Below are 19,403 nucleotides of genomic sequence, written 5' to 3'. Positions count from 1 at the left end.
CTGGAAAAACAACGCGCAGGCGAGCGAAGCACAGGCGCACGCCCCGCGGCGACATGCCGCCCGGAGGCTGCGCGCCCTACCCTCACCCCAACCCCTCTCACGGCGGGAGAGGGGCTCGGTTCTTCCTTCTCCTGTCGGGACCATGGCCCCCTTTGCGGGGGAAGGTGCCCCGCAGGGGCGGATGAGGGGGCGGGCGAAGCCTCGCAATGACCGATCGGCGAGGCGCTGCGCGCCCCGTACCCTCACCCCAACCCCTCTCCCGGCGGGAGAGGGGCTTGGTTCTTCCTTCTCCTGTCGGGAGCATGGCCCCCTTTTCGGGGGAAGGTGCCCCGCATGGGCTGATTGATAAGGCCAAACCGCTGCGACCACCTCCCGCGCCGCTGTGCCGCGCGATGAGATGTGCGATGGCTCGCATCGAGACCTGTCGCGTCGCGGACCCTCCGTGATGCCGTGGCTGAGCACCGGCACTCTGATGCCGTCGGAGTCGACGGAAGCTAGCGCGGTAAATCGGGCAATGTGCTGATCGCCAGGCGCCAGGGTGGCGTCCCGTGTCCGAGTTGCCGCGCCAGTTGCACGCACGCCGGATCGTAGGCCGCAGCAAGCACCAGCAGCGATTCCGCCCCCTCCGCGGCATACGGCTTGCCGATCACGTGGCCCGCTTCCCCGTTGTCGGAGCGCGCCTTGTCGAACGGCACCTGGCTGCCGACGAACTCCGCGTGGCTGCGCTCGCCGCGCAGATACGGCAGCAACCAGTCGACGCTGCGCGCCAGCGATGCGCCGTTCGGTGCGCGCCAGTGGTACAGATCCTCACCGCGTTCGGAGAACAGCAGCGCCAGCGTCACCAGCGGACGCAGGTCGTAGACGTGGTAGGACAGCGCATCGCGCTCGACGAAGTCGATGCTGCGCCCGTCGGGCAACAGGTTGTCGGCGATCTGCTGACGAAAGCCGGTGCGGGCGTAGTCCAGCAAGCGCTGATCGTCGAGCGCGGCGCCGATCATGCCCACGGTCTTCAGCCGATGGCTGTGCCAGTTGTTGGTGGCGGTCTTGCGCTTGAGGTCGCGCGAGCCGATTTCGGCATCGGCGATCTTTCGCATCCATGCATCGATGGCGCGGCGTTGCGCGTCCGGCAGCGCCGGGCGGACGATGCGGTAGGCGAAGATCGCCGGTTCCAGCCCGGTCTCGTCGATCGGGTTGCCGTTGGGCACATTGCGCGCGGCCCATTGCGCGAGCTGGTCGCCGGCGGCCAGCGCGTCGGCTCGCTCGCCGTCCAGGGCGTAGCGCAGCGCCAGCGCCTGGATGCGCGGCATGTCGCCCAGGCTGGTTTCGGTCGCCGCCTTCACTGGATCGCCGCGCAGGCGGCCGCCGGTGCTCAGATTCTCGAGCGGATGCGCGCCCTGCGTGCGTGCCATCTCGGCCAGCCGGGCCTGCGCCGCCTCGACCTGCCGCCAGGCCGGATCGGTGGCGGCTGACGCGTGCAACTGTTGCCATTGCTCCGCGGTCGGCCACAGCCGCTGCACCGCGGCGGCAGGCGTGCTGTGGGTCAGCAGGAGTCCGGCAAGCACCACGCCGAGACCGGCGTGCGATGAGCGAAGCATGGCGATCTCCGGAAGCGCTGGCGAGGGTGTCGGGCGACTGTAGGCGCGATGCGGTGAACGCCGGATGGCCCGAGTCCGGGAGCACGGTCGCCCGCATGCGCTCGCTGATGCGCGGATGGCGACGGGTCGTATCGGCGCCAGCGCGGCGTCACGCGCGCGGCTGCCAATGCCTAACAACGCGCTAACCTCCCAGCTTGCGCCGGTGAGGGCGCTTCGCGCTGCGTACCCTCACCCCAACCCCTCTCCCGACGGGAGAGGGGCTCTGGCTTCCCTTCTCCTCCCCGGACCACGGCCTGCTTTTCGGGGGAAAGGTTCCGAAGGGGACGAGCGGCCGAGCGATGTCGTGCCCAACCGGCCGCAACCACGCTCCGACTGCCCTATCGCGCCCGATCCAGCAACCACAGTTCGACGCGCTCGTTGCGCGCCTTGGCCGCGGCGTCTTCGCCGCCGATCAGCGGATGCAGTGCGCCGAGACCGCGTACCCGTTCCACGGCGACACCGCGTTGCACCAGGTACGCAGCGACCACGTCGGCGCGATCGTTGCTGGCGATGGTCGGGTACAGCCGGTTGGCGCTGTCCGGCGTGGCGAAGCCGATCACCGCCAGGGCGCGGCCGTGCATCGCCGGCTGTTGCATGAAGGCGACCAATCGGTCGAGATCCTGGGCGCTGCGCGCTTCGTACATGCCATTGAGCGACTGCAGGCTGAAACGCAGCGTGGTGGTCAGGCGCCGGGCGCCGGTGCTGGCCTGCGCATAGCTAGCATCCGCGCGGGCAGCGGTGGCGCCGCTCTGCGGCGTGGCCGGATCGACGTCGATCGCCATGGAAATCGGGCCAAGCCGGCGCACCAGCTGTTGCGCCGGCGGACCGAGGGCGTACAGGGCCAGGCTGCGGCCGAGCGCCGACATCATCTGGCCGCCGTACAGGCTGTAGCGCTGGACCAAGGGATAGTCCTCGCCGCGCACGGCTGCTGCCGTCGGGAGCACCGCGATACCGCCGTCGGCGATGGCCAGCGCACGTGTGCCGGCCGGCACCGGTGTGGTCAACCCGACGATCGCCAGTGCGTCGGGATGGCCGACGACGGCGCGTGCGGCCTCGGCCAGGTCGGCATGCAGGACGTTCCCCGGCATGCGCACCGCCGGCAGCGCCAGGCGTTCGCGCAGGAAGTCGTCGAGACCGCCGGGGATGACACTGCGGTGCAGCGCGATCGGCAGGTCCGCGCCGCCGAGTTGCGACCAGCGCGTGGTCCGGCCGCTCAGGATGTCGCGCAGCTGCACGACGCTCAGCGTGGCGATGGGGTTGTCGGCGGCGACCAGCACCCGCGCGCCATCCAGGGCGACGACGAACTGTTGGTCCGGCGAGCCCAGGTCGCCGAGCTGCCAGGCGGCCTCGCGTTCGCGCGCATCGGGCTGACGCGCCAGCATCGCCAGCTCGGCGTCGCCATGCACCAGGTCGGCGATGCCGGCGGCCGAGCCGGTGCCGGTTATCTCGACCACCAGCGGCGCATCGTCGCGCACCGCGGCGATCTCCAGCGTCGTCGCATCGACGCGACGACGTTGCAGTTGCCGGTAGCCCATGCTCTGCAGCCAGGCTTCCACCAGCGCCGGCATCAGCCGCGCGCCGAGGCTGTTGGAGCCGTGTACGCGCAAGCGCTCGGCCGGTTGCGCGGACGCGGACGGCAGCGCGCACAGCGCTGCTGCGCCGAGCAGCAGCAGGCGCAGGGTGAAACGCAACATGGGATCCCCCCTGGGATCTGGACAGGCGCGGCAGTGTTGGCGATCGGCGTGACATCGCAGTGACTGTGCGCATGGTCACGCACGACAACGCGGCGTCGCGGCGTGTCCTGTCAGCGGTCCGCGCGCGACGCGATCGCGCGCGTCGAAAACCTCAGGCCGATGCGAGCCGGCGTGCGGCGGCCTGCGCCCAGCGCGCGGCGATCGCCGGCGAGGTGATGCACACGGCGCTGTCGGTGACCGTGGTGACCGCGCGTTCCAGCAGTTGGATGTCGGCCTCGTGCTGACGCGCGACGTGCGGATCCTCGAAGAAGATCGCGCGGTGGCAGCGCCGTTCCAGCACGCGATCGGCGATCTGCGCGTCGCCGCCCATCGGGCCGCTCTGATAGCGCTGCACCCACGCCTGGCCCTGCGGCCAGCCGCGGCTCCAGGCCAGTTCGTTGAGCCGCTGCCCGGTGGTACCGGTGGCCACGCGCTCGGCGAAGCGCGACAGCAGATCGAAATGTTCGCTGGCGAAGGCCAGCATCTGCGGTTTCATCGCATCGTGCGCGATCAGCGCCAGGGTCTGCCGCTGCAGCGCGTACAGGTCGTCGGCGCCGGCGTCGGCGGCCAGCCCGGCGTGGACGCGCTCCATCTCCACCCAATCGCGGGCGCTGGCCACGGTGGAAATGAACGGCTTGCCGTGGATCACGCACTGGCGCTTGAGCGCGATCGCCTCGGGGAAGATCGAGGACGGGTCGACCGGATCGATCAGGTAGATGGCGCCGTCCAGGGTCCGCTCGGCGCCTTCCAGGCCCACGACCTCGGCCACCAGCTTCATCAGGCCGCCCTCGCGGCCGAACGGGTAGCGCTTGAGGCCGGCATGGCCGGCCAGCAAACCGACCCGGATGATCGCCTCGTGGGTGCGGCCGACCGCGTGCAGGCCGAGCTGCAGCTCGCGGATGCCGGCCTCGCTGGCGCGCAGCCAGCGGAACAGCGCGGCATCCTTGCCCTGGTGGTGCAGTCGGTTGGCGGCCAGGCCCAGGCGCATGCGTCGATCCCTGCGGAAGAGGTGCGACAGTCTGCGCCCGATCGCGGTACCGACTCAATCGCCGCGCGATCGCCACACCGCCGCGGCGGACCCTGGCCTTGCTGCGGTCACTGCGTGACTTGCTGCGCGCGCACCGCCAGTACGTCCATCTGCGGCTTGTCGGCGCCGCTCTTGTCCGGCTGCAGGTTGAACGCATAGTCGCTGCGCCACCACGCGCCGCCGGCCCAGGCGGTCCAGCCTAGCCAGACGTCGCCGTTGTCGTGGACGTAGCCGAGCATGGTGTCGAGCGCGGCCAGGCAGGTGGGATCGCTGCTGCCGCCGAACTCGCCGAGGAAGCCGCGATAGCCGTTGGCGCGCAGCCATTGGGTGAACCCTTGCAGGCGTTCCGCACCGATGCTGGTGCTGACGCAGGCGGCGCTGGTGCCGGAGGAGTCGGGATCCAGGTATTGATGCACTTCGAACGCCAGGTTGCCGGCGGGGTCGTGGACCGTCAGCAAGCCCTGCGCGTTGGACACGCCGTACCAGGTGCTGTTCCAGCTGTGCGCGCCGCTGAAGGCGGTGCCTGGCACCAGGATCAGGTTGTCGGCGCCGGTGCCACGGATCGCATCGATCGACGCCTGCGCGATGGCCGCCCAATCGCCGGAGGCGAGGCCGTTGGGCTCGTTCATCAGCCCGAATGCCACGCTGGCATCGTTGCCGAACACCAGCGCCAGGCGCCGCCACAGATCGGCCAGCGCCGCCGCCGGTACCGCGTCGCCGCCGATGCGCACGCCGTCGTACTTGGCGTAGTTGTGCACGTCGAGGATCAGTTGCAGGTTGTAGCGCCTGGCGCGTTCGACCGCGGTGCGCAGCGCGTCGAGTTGCGCGGGGTCGAGCGGGCCGTTGGCTTGCGGCTGCAGCCGCTCCCACAGGAACGGCAGGCGCACGATGTTCATGCCCTGCGCCGCGGTGTACGCATAGTCGGCGTCGGTGGGATACACATAGTCCTTGAACAGCACGCCGGGCTTCTTCGCCGAGTTGAACTCGGCGCCGGCCAGGTTGATGCCGGCATAGCGCAGCGTCTGCTGGGCGTTTGCGAACGGCGCGCAGGCGGCCACGAGCAGGCACAGCACGGCGCGCTGCCGCCATTGCGGGGAGCGGAAAAAACGGGAATAGCGTGGCATGACGGATCCTTCGTGGGGAAAGAGCGGCAGGCGACGCCACGATGCGGCGTGCGCGGCCGTGCACCACGCTGCAACCGTCATGCCAGAGCGATCGAGGTCATCGGAAATATGCGACGCATTGCACGTCGCACGCCATGCGGGCACCTCGAATCACCTGCTTGCGTACAACCCGGCGGATGCACGTTGCTCTGTAGCAGAGGCTTAAACCCGCAACGGCGCGTGCCCAGGCAAAAGTCCGCTGCCGCTGAGCCGGTGAAAGGGCACGCGCCGTCCCTCGCAGACATGTCCCGACGTGACTTGGAGGTGCCTAGTTGTCGGCCTGCGCCACGGCGTTGTCACGCATGCACCGCGCTCAGCGCGTGATGCGCTGCGCCCAGGGCGCGAGGATCGCCATCTGCGGACGGTCGTGGCCGTCGGCGTCGGGTTGCACATTGAAAGGATAGTCGGCGCGCCACCAGGCGCCGCCGGCCCAGTAGCTCCAGCCCAGCCACAGCGTCGGGTGCTGCGCGATGTCGGCCAGCATGCCGTCCAGCGCGCGCCGGCAGGTGGGATTGTCGGCGGCGGCGAATTCGCCGAGGAAGCCGAGATGGCCGGTCTGCTGCAGCCAGTCGGTGAAGGCGCGCAGGCGTTGGACGCCGATGTCGTCGCTCACGCAGACCGGGCTGGTGCCGCTGGAATCGGCGTCCAGGTACTGGTGCACTTCGATCGCCACGCGCTGCAGCGGGTCGTGCAGCGTGGCCAGCGCGCTGGCGTTCGAGGTGCCGTCCACTGGCGTGTACCAGCTATGCGCGCCGGTCCACAGCGCGCCCGGTACCAGGACCAGGTTGCTGGCGCCGGTGGCGCGGATCGCATCGACCGCGGCCTGCGCGGCGGCGGCCCACGCGGTCGGGCTGATGCCGTGCGGCTCGTTCATCAGCCCGAATACCACCGCATTGTCGCTGCCGTAGGCGCGCGCCAGACGCTGCCACAGGTCGACGAAGGCGGCGACCGGCAGGCCGCTGCTGCCGATGAGGCGGCCGTCGCGGCGCGCGTAGTTGTGGATGTCCACGATCACGTACATGCCCTGCGCCTTGGCCTGCTGCACGGCGTCGTCGATCAGCGCCAGTTGCGCGGCGTCGAGCGGGCCGCGCGGTTGCGGCTGCAGGCGTTCCCAGCGCACCGGCAGGCGCAGCAGGTTCATGCCCTTGCCGGCGAAATAGGTGTAGTCGCTGCTGCGCGGATAGGTGTAGTCGACTCCGACGATGCCGGGAATCTTCGACGGCGCGATCTCGGCACCGGACAGGTTGACGCCGGCGAAGCGCAGCGACTGCTGCGCCTGCAGCGACGACAGCGGAACGGATAGGCACAGCAGCAGCGCGGCACGCCGGGCGTGCCGCGACCGCCGCCGCAAGGTGCGCGCGATCATGGTGAGTCTCCTTCGGCATCAGAGGGGGAACCCGGCCGAGGAGATGCCAGACCAGGCTGATGACTACGGTGTGCGGACACCGTAGTGCATTGCCGAGGACGAGGCGATGCGCTGCGTGCGCGCATGCATGGATCTGTGCGGCGATTGGCAGCGCGAACCGGTACTGGATCGCGCTGCATGCGCTATGCCAGGCGTGCGCGTCGCACACGTTGCATGGCGTGTTGCCGCGTTGCCGACAGGCGGCGCCGGCAGCGACGGCTCACTTCTTGCCGGTGATCTCGCGCGCGTACTTGGACAGGATCTCCATCTGCGGCTTCTCGCTGCCGTCCTTGCCGGGTTGCACGTTGAACGGATAGTCGGGCTTCCACCATGCGCCGGCCGCCCACCAGGTCCAGCCCAGGATCACGTCGTCGTTCTTCTGTATGTAGCTAAGCATGTTCTCCAGCGCCTGATTGCAGGTGGGCGTATTCGCGGTGGCGAACTCGCCGATGAAGCCGACCTTCTTGTTCTCGCGCAACCAGCTGACGAACCCGGCCAGCTTCTCGGCGCCGGCGGTGGCGCTGACGCACTCGCCCTTGGTGCCGCTGTTGTCGCGGTCCAGGTACTGGTGCGCTTCGAACGCCATGCGGTTGCGCGGATCCTTCAGCGGCTGCAGGGCAACCGCGTTCGGCGTGCCGTAGGCCGTGCTGCGCCAGCTGTGCGCGCCGGTGTAGGCGGTGCCCGGCACCAGGATCAGGTTGTTGGCGCCGGCCTTGCGGATGGCATCGATCGCCGCCTGCGCCGCGCTGGCCCAGTCGGTCGAGGAGACTGCGTTGGGCTCGTTCATCAGCCCGAAGATGACGTGGTCGTCGCTCTTGAACTCCTTGGCCAGGCGCCGCCACAGGTCGGCGAACACCTCGTCCGGGGCGCCCTCGCTGCCGACCAGCGCGCCGTTGTACTTGGCGTAGTTGTGCGGGTCCAGGATCAGGTACAGGTGGTTGGCCTTGGCCTGCTCCACCGCCTTCTTCAACAGCGCCAGTTGCGCCGGGTCGAACTCGCCCTTGGCGGTGGGCTGCAGGCGCTCCCACAGGAACGGCAGGCGGATGGTGTTCATGCCCTTGCTGGCGAAGTAGCTGTAGTCGCCGGCGGTCGGGTAGGTGTAGTCCTTGTACAGCACACCGGGCTTCTTGCCGGAGTTGAACTCGGCGCCGGACAGGTTGACGCCGGCGTACTTGAGCACGCTGCGGCCTTCGGCGGCGGCGTTGCAGGCGACGGTGGCGAGCAGCAGTGCCAGCGGCAGGGAACGCCAGCGCGGGGAACACGACGAGGAAAGCGGCATGGGGGAGCTTCCTGGAGTGAGGGGAGGCGCCGTCCGCGTCGGGGGAGCGCAGAGCGGCAGGCGCAAGCGTGCAAGGATCGCCCCCGTGATCGCCAGCCTGCACGCACTCGTGTTAGCCCGGCATTCACCTGGCGCGGACACGCTGCGCGCGGACGTCGGCGGCGTCACATCAGGTGCGTGGTGCAGCCGTCGGCAGCGGCGTGATCGAGGTCGCGGCCATGCTTCCATCGCCGGCGCGCCAGGTTGGGCGCGCAGCGAAGGACGAGCGGTGGAGAAGGCGTTCGCTAGAGGCCAACGACGCAACCTGCGCCGCGGCGGTGGTGGCGTTGGTAAAGGCGATCGCTGCCGGCGGCGGCGGTGCCGAGGCGGTAGCGTTCGACGAGGTCCATGCCGAGGCCAGCGCTGGCGCTGGCGACGTTGCTGGAGGCCGGCGGCTCCAGGCGACCTCGACTTTCGGCGAATGCGCAGCGCAGCGGTTCGCGATGCGGCCGAAGGTCGCATCGCCCAGTCGAGCAAGTATTGCCGGCGCCGCCGAACTAACCGAACGCTGCAGCAGCCTCGCAGCGTCGCTCAGGCCGCAGCCTGGGTCGTCACCGGCAGGCGGTTGCCGATCCATTCGGCGATGCTGGCTGCCGCGTCGCGGCCTTCGGCCACCGCAGTCACCACCAGGTCGGCGCCGCGCACGGCGTCGCCGCCAGCGAACAGTTTCGGGTTGGTGGTCTGGTACGGCAGGCGGCCGCTGCCGTCGGGCTCGCTGCCGCCGGCGAGGATGCGGCCGTTGGCGGTGCCTTCCACGCCCTGCGCCGCCAGCCAGTCCGGCACGCTCGGCGAGAAGCCGAAGGCGATGATGACCACGTCCGCGTCCAGCAGCGATTCGCTGCCTTCCACCGGCACCGCGGCCTGGCGCCCGCGCGCATCCGGCTCGCCCAGACGGGTCTGCACCACGCGTACGCCGACCAGGTTGCCGGCGGCATCGGCTTCCACCGCCAGCGGCTGGCGGTTGAACAGGAAGCGCACACCTTCCTCGCGCGCATTGGCCACCTCCCGCGCCGAGCCGGGCATGTTGGCCTCGTCGCGGCGGTAGGCGCAGGTGACCTTGGCCGCGCCCAGGCGGATCGCGCTGCGCACGCAGTCCATGCCGGTGTCGCCGCCGCCCAGCACCACCACGCGCTTGCCGCTCAGGTCGGGCAGCGCGATCTTGTCTTCCCAGCCGGCGATCGGCCGGCCCCAGGGATCGTTGCCGCCGACGATGCGGCTGTTCTGCACCAGGAACGGCAGCGCCGGCAGCACGCCGGGCAGGTCCTGGCCGGGCAGGCCGCCGTCGGTGTAGCGGTAGGCGCCGGTGCCCAGGAACACCGCGTCGTACTCCTCGAGCAACTGCTCCAGGCTCACGTCGCGGCCGATCTCCACGCCCAGGCGGAACTGCACGCCCATGCCTTCGAGCACTTCGCGGCGCTTGCCGATCACGCTCTTGTCCAGCTTGAAGCTGGGGATGCCGAACTGCAGCAGCCCGCCGATCTGCTCGTAGCGGTCGTACACCACCGCCTGGATGCCGGCGCGGGCCAGGCGGTCCGCGCAGCTCAGCCCGGCCGGCCCGGCGCCGACCACCGCCACGCGCTTGCCGGTGGGTTCGACCTGGCTCAGATCCGGGCGCCAGCCGTTATTGAGCGCGGTATCGACGATGTACTTCTCCACCGCGCCGATGGTGACCGCGCCGAATTCCTCCAGCGTGCAGCTGCCTTCGCACAGGCGGTCCTGCGGGCACACCCGGCCGCACACCTCCGGCAGCGGATTGGTGCTGTGGCACAGCGCCGCGGCCTCTTCGATACGGTTTTCCTGCACCAGCTGCAGCCACTGCGGGATGGCGTTGTGCACCGGGCACTTCCAGCTGCAGTACGGGTTGCCGCAATCCAGGCAGCGCCCGGCCTGGTACTGCGCATCGGCCTTGTCGAACTTGCCGTACAGCTCGTTCCAGTCGCCGGAGGTGCGCAGTTCCACCGGAATGCGTTGCGGCATCTGCCGGGGCAGGTCGAGGAACTGGAAGGCGTGCTTGCGGCTCATAGGGCTGGGAATCGCGAATGGGGAATGGGGAATGGCAAAAGCGAATCTGCGCGCGCGATCGGAAACTGGGAGAGCCGGGCTTTTACCATTCCCGATTCTCCATTCCCGATTCCCGGCGTGCCGCCATCAAGCGGCGCGCCTCAGCGATTCGGTCAACGACTCGATGCTCGCCGCCTTCGGTTTGACCAGCCAGAACTTGCCGACGTAGTCGCGGAACTCGTCGAGGATCTGCTGCGCCCAGATGCTGCCGGTCAGTTCGCGGTGGCGGCTGATCAGCTTGTGCAGGTGCTGGCGATGGCTCTCGAAGCCTTCGGCGGAGATGCGGTGGATGTCGATCAGTTCGTGGTTGTAGCGGTCGACGAAGTCGCGGTCCACGTCGAGCACGTAGGCCAGGCCGCCGGTGAAGCCGGCGCCGAAGTTCAGGCCAACCTTGCCCAGCACCAGCACGATGCCGTCGGTCATGTACTCGCAGCAGTGGTCGCCGGCGCCCTCGATCACCGCCAGCGCGCCGGAGTTGCGCACCGCGAAGCGCTCGCCGGCGCGGCCGGCAGCGTACAGTTCGCCACCGGTGGCGCCGTACAGGCAGGTGTTGCCGATGATCGCGGTGCTGCGCGCCTCGAAACGCGCGCCGCGCGGCGGACGCACCACCAGGCGGCCGCCGGCCATGCCCTTGCCGACGTAGTCGTTGGCTTCGCCTTCCAGCTCCAGGTGCAGGCCGCCGGCGTTGAACGCGCCGAAGCTCTGCCCGGCCGAGCCGCGGAAGCGCAGGGTCAGCGGCGCATCGTCCATGCCGTGGTTGCCGTGGACGCGGGCGATGGCGCCGGACAGGCGCGCGCCGATCGAACGGTCGGTGTTGTGGATCAGGAAGCGATGGTCGCCGCCGCGCTTGTGCGCGATGGCGTCGGCGAGCAGGCCGTCCATCTGCGTGGCCAGGCTGTCCGGCGATTCGTACAGGCGCTGCGCGGCGCAGTGGCCGCCATCGTGGCGCACGTCCTTGAGCAGCCGCGACAGGTCCACGCGCACGCCTTCGCGCGGCGAGATGTCCAGTTGCTGCAGCAGTTCGGTGCGGCCGACGATCTCGTCCAGCGAGCGCACGCCCAGGTACGACAGCCACTGCCGCACTTCCTCGGCCAGCAGGCGGAAGAAGTTCTCCACGCGCTCGGGCAGGCCGACGAAGTGGTTGGCGCGCAGGCGCTCGTCCTGGGTGGCCACGCCGGTGGCGCAGTTGTTGAGGTGGCAGATGCGCAGGTACTTGCAGCCGAGCACGATCATCGGCCCGGTGCCGAAGCCGAAGCTGTCCGCACCCAGGATCGCCGCCTTGACCACGTCCAGGCCGGTTTTCAGGCCGCCGTCGGTCTGCAGGATGGTGCGCGCGCGCAGGTCGTTGGCGACCAGCGCCTGGTGCGACTCGGCCACGCCCAGTTCCCACGGCACGCCGGCGTAGCGGATCGAGCTGACCGGGCTGGCGCCGGTGCCGCCGTCGTGGCCGGACACGGTGATCAGGTCGGCGCCGGCCTTGACCACGCCGGCGGCGATGGTGCCCACGCCGGCATGGCTAACCAGCTTCACCGACACCAGCGCGCTCGGATTGACCTGCTTGAGGTCGTAGATCAGCTGCGCGAGGTCTTCGATCGAGTAGATGTCGTGGTGCGGCGGCGGCGAGATCAGGCCGATGCCCGGCTTGGCGTAGCGCAGCCGCGCGATCAGTTCGTTGACCTTGTGCCCGGGCAGCTGGCCGCCTTCGCCGGGCTTGGCGCCCTGCGCGACCTTGATCTGCAGCACCTCGGCGTTGACCAGGTATTCGGGGGTGACGCCGAAGCGGCCGGAGGCCACCTGCTTGATCTTGGAGCGCTTCTCGGTGCCGTAGCGCGCCGGGTCTTCGCCGCCTTCGCCGGAATTGCTGCGCCCGCCGAGGCGGTTCATCGCGATCGCCAGCGCCTCGTGCGCCTCCGGCGACAGCGCGCCGAGGCTGATCGCGGCGGTGTCGAAGCGGCGCAGCAGGTCCTCGGCCGGGGCGACCTCGTCCAGCGGCGTCGGCGTGGCCGCGCGCTTGAGTTGCAGCAGGTCGCGCAGGGCCGAGGCCGGGCGCCCGTGCACCGCGGCGGCGTAGGCGTCCCAGTCGGCCTGCAGGCCGCTGCGGGTGGCGCGCTGCAGGGTCAGCACCACGTCCGGGTTGTACATGTGGTACTCGCCGCCGTGCACGTACTTGAGCAGGCCGCCCACTTCCGGCTTGAGCAGGTCGTTCCAGGCGCGCGCGGCGAGCTGCCGCGCCTCGGTGTCCAGCCGCGCCAGGCCGACGCCGCCGATGCGCGCGGCGGTGTCCGGGAAGCACAGCGCCACCACGTCCGGATCCAGCCCGACGATCTCGAACAGCTGCGCGCCGCGATAGCTGGCGATGGTGCAGATGCCCATCTTGGAGATGATCTTGGACAGGCCCTTGTAGATGCCCTTGCGGTACTTGCGGCCGATCTGGGTCTGCTCGCCGCCGCTCTTGAGCAGCAGGATGCCGCGCCGGCCCAGGTCGAACAGGGTCTGGTAGGCCAGGTACGGATACACCGCGGTGGCGCCGAAGCCGAGCAGGCAGGCCATGTGGTGCGGATCGCGCGCGGTGCCGGTCTCGATGATCAGGTTGACGTCGCAGCGCAGGCCCACCCGCGAAAGGTGATGGTGCACCGCGCCGGTGGCCAGCAGCGCATGCGCCATCGGCCGCTCCGGCACCGGGTAGCGGTCGGTCAGCAGCAGCATGACCTTGCCGTCGCGCGCGGCCTGTTCGGCCTCGGCGCAGATGCGCTTGAGCCCGGCCTCCAGGCCTTCCTCGACGCTGTAGGACAGGTCGATCTGCGCGTTGCGGGTCAGGTACTGCGGCATCTTCAGCAACTGCCGCAGCTTGCGCTGGCTGAGCACCGGCGAGTTGAGGATGACGTGGTTCACCGTCTCCGGGCCGGCATGGAAGATGTTGGTCTCCTTGCCGAGCTGGGTGGTCAGCGACATCACGCAGTCTTCCCGCAGCGGGTCGATCGGCGGGTTGGTGACCTGGGCGAAGGCCTGGCGGAAGTAGTCGTACAGCGGCCGCGTGTGGCGGCTGAGCACCGCCATCGGCGTGTCGTCGCCCATCGAGCCGGTGGCTTCCTGCTCGGTCTCGGCCAGCGGCCGCAGCACCTGCTCCACTTCCTCGGTGCTGAGCTGGAACAGCTTGTGGTAGCTGCGCAGGGTGCGCTCGTCGAACGGCTCCTCGACCAGCGAGGGGTCGATCAGTTCGGTCTGCAGGTAGGTCACGCCCTGCTGCAGCCATTGCTTGTACGGGGCGCGGCCGCGGTTGATGCGGTCGATGGCGTCCGAATCGAGCAGGTCGCCGCGCTTGAGGTCGATGGCCATCATCTCGCCGGGGCCGAGCTTGCCCTTGCGGGTGACGCGCTCGGCCGGCAGTTCCCACACGCCGGCTTCGGAGGCCACCAGGAAATGCCGGTCGGAGGTCAGCATCCAGCGCGCCGGGCGCAGGCCGTTGCGGTCGAGCATGCATGCGGCGTAGCGGCCGTCGCAGGCGACGATGCCGGCCGGGCCGTCCCACGGCTCGGTGTTGAGGCCGTAGAACTCGTAGAAGGCGGCCAGGTCGGCGTCCTTGAACTCCAGCGACTGGGTGGCCGGCGGCACCAGGATGCGCAGCGCCTGCAGCAGATCCATGCCGCCGGCGACCAGCAGCTCGAGCATGTTGTCCAGGCTCTGCGAATCGGAGCCATGCATCGAGATCACCGGGTCCAGCTCGGCGATGTCGAAACGCGGGGTCTTCCACACCTTGCTGCGCGCCTGCGCCCAGTGCCGGTTGCCCTCGATGGTGTTGATCTCGCCGTTGTGCGCGAGCAGGCGGAACGGATGCGCCAGCGGCCAGCGCGGCAGCGTGTTGGTGGAGAAGCGCTGGTGGAACACGATGGCGCTGGAGGCCAGGTCGTTGCGCTGCAGGTCCGGGTAGAAGGTGCTGAGCTTGTCCGGCAGCACCATGCCCTTGTAGCTGATGCCGTTGGGCGAGAGCGTGGTGACGTAGAAATCGGCGACCTCGCGCAGGCGCTGCTCGGCGCGGCGGCGGGCCAGGAACAGGGCCAGGGCGAACGCGTCTTCACTCTGCTCGGCACCGGCGTCGACGAACACCTGCTCGATGCGCGGCAGGGTGTCCTTGGCCAGTTGCCCGCACACCGCATCGTCGGTGGGGGTGAGGCGCCAGCCGCATGGCTGCACGTCGACGCGGCGCAGTTCTTCCTCCAGCACCTGGCGGCAGCGCGCGGCGGCGTCGGCATCGTCGCGCGGCAGGAACACGTTGCCGGCAGCGAAGCGCGCGCCGACCGCGATGCCGGCCTCGCGCGCCAGCGCGCGCAGGAACGGCTCGGGTTTGCGGATCAGCAGGCCGCAGCCGTCGCCGGTGAGGCCGTCGGCGGCGACGCCGCCGCGATGGGTCATGCGCGACAGGGCGGCGATGGCGGTATCCACCAGTGCCCGCGAAGGTTGGTCGTCGAGTTGCGCGACCATGCCGAAACCACAGGCATCGCGCTCGTCTTGGGGGTCGTAGAGCCCGTGGCGGTTGCGGGGGGCCATGTCTGCCTCTGAAAGCGATCCGAAGGAACGCGGCGACACTCGCCCCCGCTCTGTCCTGGAGCGCTTCTTGAGGTCACCGGAATCCCGACTAAAACATAGTTGGTGCGGTGCCGCAATACACCGTTACACCTGCAACTTCAGCGCTGGCGGCGGCGCTGTCGCCGCCGCCGCGCCGGGCGTCCTGGCGGCGCCCCCGGGCCTGTCCTTGTGCGTGCCCGGGACTGTGTCATTGCCCGTCATGGACAGACGTCCACTCCCTCGCACTTCCTTGCCCCGGGCGCGCGCAAGGGTGGCGCGACCTGCCCGGGAATGAGGACAGGCCCTAGCCGCAGCGCACGCCGGTGATCTGGTTCTTCTCGTCGACCTCGATGTTGAGCCGTTCGCCGTTGAACTCCATGGTCACTGCCTGGTTCGGCTTGAGCACGCGCGCGGTCTTGGCGCCGGTGTCGCTGCGCGCCTGGTCCAGCAGCGCCGGCGCGAAGGTCTGGCCGACCAGGCCCTGCGCCTGCGAGGCATCGCAGGTGCCCACCGGCGGGGCGTCCGGTGCGTTGGCCGGGTCCGGCGCGGCGGCCTGCTGCGCGGCGGCCTGGGCCTTGGCGCTCACCTGTTCCTGCTCGTCCGGCGGCGGCGCGCCGCAGGCGGCCAGGGCCAGCGCCAGGCAGGCCGTGCCGAGCAGGCCGGCACGCGTGGACGCACGGGAGGAAAGGAGGTTGCTCATCGGGGCTCCTATGGCTGGAGGGAAGAGGGGTGAAGCATAGAGCGTGTGATGCGCTTTGCGTCGCCGTCGTCTCGCCGGGCGACGGCAGGCGCCGGCGCAGCGCAGGTTCCGGTGGCGACAGGATCGGACACCGCGCGTTCGCCAGGCGTTAACCGGCACGCCGACACGCCTTGTGGGAATGGCTTGAGCTGCGACGCGTGATGTCCAAGGCGCGCAGACAGCGTCGGGCGTCGGGACTGAAGTCCCTCCCACAAGGACCGCAGTACTTCCGCAGCGGTGGACCGATATGCCGCAGGCGGCAATCGCTCACGCGGCCTAGCCGCGGCGCTGCCGACAATCGATGCTCGTGGAATCGGCGGCGCGGGCCGCGGTTCCGGCTTCCGGAGGTCCGATGTCCAACGCGTCCCGTTCCACCGCCGCGGCCGAGGCGGCGCGTGCCCGCCAGTCCCGCCAGGCCGCCAGCAGCGCGGGCCTGGTCTATGTCAGCGATCAGGAGCCGGGCATCGTCCGCCGCCGCGCCGGCAAGGGGTTCGGCTACCGTCTGCCCGACGGCAGCGCGGTGCGCGACGCCGCCACCCTGCAGCGCATCCGCCAACTGGCGATCCCGCCGGCCTACACCGAAGTGTGGATCTGCACGCGCGACAACGGCCATCTGCAGGCCACCGGCCGCGACGCGCGCCGGCGCAAGCAGTACCGCTACCATGCCGACTGGGCGCAGGTGCGCGGCGACGGCAAGTTCGAGCGCATCGTCGCCTTCGGCCAGGCCCTGCCGCGGCTGCGCCGGCGCCTGCGCCGCGACATGGCCCTGCCTGGCTACCCGCGCGACAAGGTGTTGGCGATGGTGGTGGCGCTGATGGCCGAGACCCTGGTGCGCGTGGGCAACGCCGAATACGCGCGCAGCAACCGCTCCTACGGCCTGACCACGCTGCGCAATCGCCACCTGGCGTTCGTGAAGGGCGGCCGTGCGCGGCTGCAGTTCCGCGGCAAGGGCGGCCAGGAGCACGACATCGAGGTCGACGACGTGCACCTGGTCAAGCTGATCCGTGGCTGCCAGCAATTGCCGGGGCAGGCGCTGTTCCAGTACCGCGACGACGACGGCCAGCTGCAGCCGGTGGACTCCGGCGAGGTCAACGACTATCTGCGCGAGGCGATGGGCGAGAGCTTCACCGCCAAGGACTTCCGCACCTGGGGCGGCACCCGTGCCGCGCTGCAACGGCTGGCCGCGCTGCCGCTGCCCGACACCGGCGGCGAGCGCGCGCTGGCGCAGGCGCAGAACGCGGTGATCCGTGAGGTGGCCGAGGCGCTCGGCAACACCCCGGCGGTGTGCCGCAAGGCCTATATCGACCCGTGCGTATTCGACGGCTGGCGCTGCGGGCGCCTGCACGGCCTGTGCGAGGGCGTGCGCGGCGAACGGCAGTGGGATCTGATCACGCTGAAGTACCTGGGGCGGGCACGCACCGCGGCACGCAAGGCGGCCAAGGCCGCCGATCGCAGCTCGGCCAAGGCGCCGCCGCTGCGCAAGGGCGCACGTGCTGCGCGCAAGGGCGCTGCGGCGGGCGCGCAGGGCAGCGGTACCCGCGCCAAGCGCAAGACCGCAACTCCCGCACGCAAGCGCGCCTGAGCACCGCGCCGCCGCGGGCGCGGCGGGCGGGCCCGGCGACGCGGATCAGCCGCAATACACGGTAGTGATGTTGTTGGTCGGGCCGATCTCGACGGTCAGGCGGTCGCCGCCGGTCTCGCGCGCGCCGCGGTTGGCGCTGTCCACGCCGCTGGCGGTGGCGCCGTTGTCGCTGACGCTGCTCTTGACCACCTGCACCTTGAGGCTGTCGCTGTCGACGCGGGCGCGTTCGACGGTCATGCGCGAGGCGGCCAGGCCGACCGCGCCGCGCACCTTGTCGATATGGCATTGGCCGGAGATGACGCCATCGATCGGCTGCACCTGCGCCACCTGGGTGGTGCTGCAGGCGCCGAGCAACAGCACGGCGGCGAACGGGGCGAGGCGGGCGAGCGGGTGGCGGATCATGGGGCGTCTCCTTCGATCGATGGCGCGAGCCTGTCGCGGCGCATGTTTGCGCCGCATGAAGAGATCGCGCCGGCGGTTTCACCGGTCGTGGCCGCCGGCGGGGACAGACTCGGGATTCCCCCAGCAACCGGAGCCGATCATGGCCACCTGCGATGTCTGCGGAAACGACTACGACCAGGCCTTCACCCTGACCCAGGGCGCGCGCAGCGGTACCTTCGATTCGTTCGAGTGCGCCATCCACGCCTTCGCCCCGCGCTGCAGCCACTGCGAGTGCCGCATCGTCGGCCACGGCGTGCAGGCCGGCGAGCGCATGTTCTGCTGCGCGCACTGCGCCCAGCACGCCGGCGTCAGCGGTCTCGCCGACCGCGCCTGAGCGACGCCCGTTCCTTCCCTTCGAGGAGGGTTGCGCGACCGCGTCCTCCTCCCGCATCCGGAGTATTGCCGATGGCCTCCCGCAAGCGTCCTGCCGCCACCAAGTCCGCCCCGTCCAAGCGCAGTAGTGCCACGGCGTCGTCCAGCGCCAAGACCGTGCAGCAGCAACGCGCGCTGCAGCGCGCGGTCGATGCCGGCGACGCCAAGCCCAAGCCCAAGCCCAAGCGCGCCAAGCCGGGCGACGCAGGCCAGGCCGGGCCGCGCAAGCAGCCGCAACGCATGCCCAGGCAGCACCTGGCCAAGCCGGGCAACGAGCACGAGCTGGCGCTGCAGCCGCGCTTCGAGGCGCCGGAATACGTGGGCAGCGGCAAGCTGCGCGGCATGAGCGCGATCGTGAGCGGTGCCGACTCGGGCATCGGCCGCGCGGTGGCGGTGCTGTTCGCGCGCGAGGGCGCGGATGTGGCGGTGCTGTACCTGGACGAACACGAGGATGCGCAGGTCACCCGCCAGCACGTCGAGAACGAAGGCCGCCGCTGCATCACCATCGCCGGCGACGTGAAGGATCCAGCGTTCTGCGAGGACGCGGTGGCGCAGACCGTCAAAGCCTTCGGTGGGCTCGATGTGCTGGTCAACAACGCCGCGTTCCAGTTGCATTGCGATGCGCTGGAGGACCTGAGCGAGGAACATCTGCAGGAGACCTTGCAGACCAACATCGCCGGCTATTTCCACATGGCGCGCGCGGCGCTGCCGCATCTCAAGCGTGGTTCGGCGATCGTCAACAGCGGCTCGGAGACCGGGCTGTTCGGCAGCAAGTCGCTGTTGGACTATTCGGCGACCAAGGGCGCGATCCATGCCTTCACCATGGCCCTGGCCAGCCAGTTGCAGCCGCGCGGCATCCGCGTCAACGCGGTCGCGCCGGGGCCGGTGTGGACGCCGCTCAATCCTGCCGACAAGCCCGCCGAGGACGTGGCCGAGTTCGGCAAGCAGAACCCGATGGGACGCCCGGCGCAGCCGGAGGAGCTGTCGCCGGCGTACGTGTTCCTGGCCTCGCCGATCACCGCCAGCTACATCAATGGCGCGATCCTGCCGGTGATGGGTGGGCCGACGGGCTAGTGGGTGAGTGGCTTGGCGGGTGAGTTGGCTGGCGGTCGGACCCTCACCCCCAACCCCTCTCCCGATGGGAGAGGGGCTCGGCTTTTCCCTTCTCCCCTCGGGAGAAGGTGCCCCGCAGGGGCGGATGAGGGTACGGGTCGCTCGTGTTCGATCTCAGCGCGTCGCTTCGCGTCGGACCCTCACCCCAACCCCTCTCCCGATGGGAGAGGGGCTCGGCTTTTCCCTTCTCCCCTCGGGAGAAGGTGCCCCGCAGGGGCGGATGAGGGTGCGGTCGCTCGTGTTCAATCTCAG

At 70.1% G+C, this 19,403-nt stretch carries 13 protein-coding genes; 3 read left to right on the top strand and 10 right to left on the bottom strand.

Annotated elements, in window-relative coordinates:
* Positions 1-494: 494 nt before the first annotated feature.
* The 9 genes from SLW55_RS15760 to SLW55_RS15720 all read right to left on the bottom strand — a co-directional run bounded on the left by SLW55_RS15760 (position 495) and on the right by SLW55_RS15720 (position 15,604).
* Positions 495-1,595 carry an alginate lyase family protein gene (locus SLW55_RS15760; protein ID WP_320745374.1) on the bottom strand — a complete coding sequence of 367 codons (1,101 nt, stop codon included), beginning with the start codon at positions 1,593-1,595 and terminating at the stop codon, positions 495-497.
* A 377-nt stretch (positions 1,596-1,972) separates the two neighbouring features.
* The gene (locus SLW55_RS15755; protein WP_320745373.1) at positions 1,973-3,328 is read right to left on the bottom strand and encodes a substrate-binding domain-containing protein; all 1,356 of its coding nucleotides are present in this window, start codon (positions 3,326-3,328) and stop codon (positions 1,973-1,975) included.
* 151 nt (positions 3,329-3,479) lie between these two features.
* Positions 3,480-4,355, bottom strand: a complete 876-nt coding sequence (locus tag SLW55_RS15750) for a methylglyoxal synthase (RefSeq protein ID WP_267100502.1) — start codon at positions 4,353-4,355, stop codon at positions 3,480-3,482.
* A 107-nt stretch (positions 4,356-4,462) separates the two neighbouring features.
* Positions 4,463-5,518 (bottom strand): glycoside hydrolase family 5 protein, encoded by a 1,056-nt coding sequence (locus tag SLW55_RS15745; RefSeq protein WP_267103127.1) that lies wholly within the window; start codon positions 5,516-5,518, stop codon positions 4,463-4,465.
* A gap of 352 nt (positions 5,519-5,870) precedes the next feature.
* Complete coding sequence (locus tag SLW55_RS15740; protein WP_320745372.1) at positions 5,871-6,923, bottom strand: glycoside hydrolase family 5 protein; 1,053 nt, start codon at positions 6,921-6,923, stop codon at positions 5,871-5,873.
* Between the two features lie 259 nt (positions 6,924-7,182).
* Positions 7,183-8,241: a glycoside hydrolase family 5 protein gene (locus SLW55_RS15735; protein WP_320745371.1), complete on the bottom strand. Its 1,059-nt coding sequence runs from the start codon at positions 8,239-8,241 to the stop codon at positions 7,183-7,185.
* A 570-nt stretch (positions 8,242-8,811) separates the two neighbouring features.
* Complete coding sequence (locus SLW55_RS15730; protein ID WP_043094028.1) at positions 8,812-10,302, bottom strand: FAD-dependent oxidoreductase; 1,491 nt, start codon at positions 10,300-10,302, stop codon at positions 8,812-8,814.
* Between the two features lie 126 nt (positions 10,303-10,428).
* Positions 10,429-14,886 (bottom strand): glutamate synthase large subunit, encoded by a 4,458-nt coding sequence (gene gltB, locus SLW55_RS15725; protein ID WP_267093260.1) that lies wholly within the window; start codon positions 14,884-14,886, stop codon positions 10,429-10,431.
* Between the two features lie 322 nt (positions 14,887-15,208).
* Positions 15,209-15,604 carry an I78 family peptidase inhibitor gene (locus SLW55_RS15720; RefSeq protein ID WP_148829055.1) on the bottom strand — a complete coding sequence of 132 codons (396 nt, stop codon included), beginning with the start codon at positions 15,602-15,604 and terminating at the stop codon, positions 15,209-15,211.
* Between the two features lie 391 nt (positions 15,605-15,995).
* Between SLW55_RS15720 and SLW55_RS15715 the strand changes: the two genes are divergently transcribed.
* On the top strand, positions 15,996-17,225 hold the full coding sequence (locus SLW55_RS15715; protein ID WP_152181285.1) for a DNA topoisomerase IB: 1,230 nt from the start codon (positions 15,996-15,998) through the stop codon (positions 17,223-17,225).
* Positions 17,226-17,270: 45 nt separating this feature from the next.
* Here SLW55_RS15715 and SLW55_RS15710 read toward each other — a convergent pair whose 3' ends face one another.
* On the bottom strand, positions 17,271-17,627 hold the full coding sequence (locus SLW55_RS15710) for a hypothetical protein (RefSeq protein ID WP_267085371.1): 357 nt from the start codon (positions 17,625-17,627) through the stop codon (positions 17,271-17,273).
* 139 nt (positions 17,628-17,766) lie between these two features.
* On the opposite strand from SLW55_RS15710, the gene SLW55_RS15705 reads away from it, so the two are divergent.
* Both SLW55_RS15705 and SLW55_RS15700 read left to right on the top strand, forming a co-directional pair.
* Positions 17,767-18,000 carry a hypothetical protein gene (locus tag SLW55_RS15705; protein WP_010342266.1) on the top strand — a complete coding sequence of 78 codons (234 nt, stop codon included), beginning with the start codon at positions 17,767-17,769 and terminating at the stop codon, positions 17,998-18,000.
* A 71-nt stretch (positions 18,001-18,071) separates the two neighbouring features.
* Positions 18,072-19,112, top strand: coding sequence for an SDR family oxidoreductase (locus SLW55_RS15700; RefSeq protein ID WP_295946427.1), 1,041 nt, complete (start codon positions 18,072-18,074; stop codon positions 19,110-19,112).
* The last annotated feature ends 291 nt before the right edge of the window (positions 19,113-19,403 follow it).

It is taken from the genome of Xanthomonas sp. LF06-19 (genome assembly GCF_034105425.1).
Classification (GTDB): Bacteria; Pseudomonadota; Gammaproteobacteria; order Xanthomonadales; family Xanthomonadaceae; genus Xanthomonas_A; species Xanthomonas_A sontii.
The sequence above is the reverse complement of the archived record's forward strand: the minus strand, read 5'-3'. Positions and strand labels throughout refer to the sequence as shown.